Source organism: Pontibacter qinzhouensis (assembly GCF_008017455.1).
Classification (GTDB): Bacteria; Bacteroidota; Bacteroidia; order Cytophagales; family Hymenobacteraceae; genus Pontibacter; species Pontibacter qinzhouensis.
Genome location: NZ_VRTY01000208.1, coordinates 1 through 1,658, shown reverse-complemented (window position 1 = coordinate 1,658; position 1,658 = coordinate 1). Strand labels below are relative to the sequence as shown.

Genomic DNA, 1,658 nt, shown 5'->3' with positions numbered 1-1,658 from the left:
CAGGTTTTCATGAGCTTTACGAGAAGTTCCTTCAGAAAATCACCATCGCCGGCAGAAGCCAGAGTACCCTTAGGAACTATGCTCACCACCTGGCAAAATTGGCCCTGCACTTTGATTGCCTCCCCACGCAGCTCGACCCCGACCAGATCAATGATTACCTCTACCTGGTAAAGCAACAGCATAATACTCCTTCCGAGTCTTACTTCAAATTCACCGTCTACGGGCTGCGCTTTGCCTTCCGCATGGAAGGCCTCAAAGACAAACTCATTGAACTACCCGCCATCAAAGCCGACAAGCGCCTGCCCGTGGTGCTGAGCCGGGAGGAAGTGCAACGCCTACTCAAGGCACCTAAATTACTCAAGCATCGTATCCTGCTGGGCCTACTTTATGGCTGCGGGCTGCGCTGCTTTGAAGTGCGCAACATCCGCCTCTCGGACTTGGACTTTAACCGCCAGATGCTCCACGTGCGCCAGGGAAAAGGAAAGAAAGACCGCTACGTGCCCCTAAGTCAGATGCTCATCCGGGGACTGCAGAACTACATCGCTTCCGAGCAACCCGGCTTATGGCTCTTCAACGGAAAACCGGAAGGCAGAGCAGGTGGCGATTTCGACAGCCGCTATTCACAGGCAGGCGTGCAGTGGGCCGTACGGCAGGCAAGAAAAGATGCCGGTATTACCAAAGAGATGAACGTGCACACCCTGCGCCACACCTATGCCACCCACTTGCTCGAGGATGGTTTAGATATCGTCTCCATCAAGGACCTGCTGGGACACGCCTGCATCCAGACCACGATGGTGTACCTGCATGTGGCCCAGAGCGGCAGAAGAAAACCCTTCTCTCCCCTCGACACCCTCTACGCCAGGTAGTGCGGGCCAGACATGAAGTAGCCCAGGTGCTGGAGCAGCACTGGCCGCAGGTAGAGCGGCACACCGGCATCAACTCCTGGCAGTTGCGCACTCTTGGAGCCATCATGCGCTGCCGCACCGCAGCCATGGGCGGCCATGTGGATGCCTGCCCGGACTGCGGCTCGGTGCGCATCAGCTATAACTCCTGCCGCAACCGCCACTGCCCCAAGTGCCAGGGCAGAAAGCGGGAAGAGTGGATACGGGCACGGGAGGCGGAACTCTTGCCCGTGCCTTACTTCCACCTGGTCTTCACTTTGCCTGAGGAACTTAACCCGCTGGCCCTGCTCCAGCCAAAGGCCGTCTACGACACCCTCTTTGAGGCAGCATGGGAGACACTGCTCACTTTTGCACGTGACCCAAAACACCTGGGCGCAAGGCCGGGCATGGTGGCCGTGCTCCACACCTGGGGGCAGACGCTCTCCCTGCATCCCCACCTGCACGGCATCGTGCCCGGCGGTGGGCTGAGTGAAAAGGGCAAGTGGAGAGGGGCCCCCAGCAAAGGCAGGTTCCTCTTCCCGGTAAAGGCCATGAGCCGGGTGTTCCGGGCAAAGTACGTGGAGAAGCTAAAAGAGCGGCTGCCGGAGCTGGACCGGAGCCTGGTCAATTCGCTGTTCCAGAAGCAGTGGGTGGTGTATGCCAAACGCCCTTTTGCCGGACCTGAGAGTGTGGTGGAGTACCTGGGGCGCTACACCCACAAAATTGCCATCTCCAACCACCGCTTGCTGAAGGTAGAGCAGGAGGCCGTCACCTTTT

Annotated in this window: 2 protein-coding genes; both read left to right on the top strand. The window is 58.6% G+C overall.

Annotation, left to right across the window (positions count from 1 at the left end; genetic code table 11):
* On the top strand, window positions 1-866 hold an 866-nt coding region (locus FVR03_RS24075; RefSeq protein ID WP_222707320.1), incomplete at its 5' end, for a tyrosine-type recombinase/integrase.
* Window positions 866-1,658: IS91 family transposase (locus FVR03_RS24070; protein ID WP_147924317.1), on the top strand; the 793-nt coding region annotated here is incomplete at its 3' end. The genes FVR03_RS24075 and FVR03_RS24070, both read left to right, overlap by 1 nt.